1 rRNA gene is annotated in these 611 nt (G+C 52.0%); it reads right to left on the reverse strand.

Features of this window, described 5'->3' with window-relative positions:
• Nucleotides 1-611, reverse strand: a 23S ribosomal RNA gene (locus tag KJS58_RS24825); the annotation flags it as partial.

Consider the following 611-nt stretch of genomic DNA (forward strand, 5'->3'; position numbering starts at 1 on the left):
TAGGCTCCCACCTATCCTGTACAGATCGTACCCAAATCCAATATCAAGCTGCAGTAAAGCTCCATGGGGTCTTTCCGTCTTGTCGCGGGTAACCTGCATCTTCACAGGTATTAAAATTTCACCGGATCTCTCGTTGAGACAGCGCCCAAGTCGTTACGCCATTCGTGCGGGTCAGAATTTACCTGACAAGGAATTTCGCTACCTTAGGACCGTTATAGTTACGGCCGCCGTTTACTGGGGCTTCGGTTCATAGCTTCGGATTACTCCTAACCACTCCCCTTAACCTTCCAGCACCGGGCAGGCGTCAGCCCGTATACTTCGCCTTGCGGCTTCGCACAGACCTGTGTTTTTGCTAAACAGTCGCTTGGGCCTTTTCACTGCGACCCCCTCGTGCTATTCACACTACCGGGGTACCCCTTCTCCCGAAGTTACGGGGTCATTTTGCCGAGTTCCTTAACGAGAGTTCTTCCGCGCGCCTTAGAATTCTCTTCTCACCTACCTGTGTCGGTTTACGGTACGGGCACCTTCATCTGGCTAGAGGCTTTTCTTGGCAGTCTGAGATCATGACCTTCGCTACTGTAATTTTCACTCCCCATCACAGCCCAGCCTTA

Source organism: Paenibacillus sp. J45TS6, from assembly GCF_018403285.1.
Lineage (GTDB): Bacteria > Bacillota > Bacilli > Paenibacillales > Paenibacillaceae > Paenibacillus.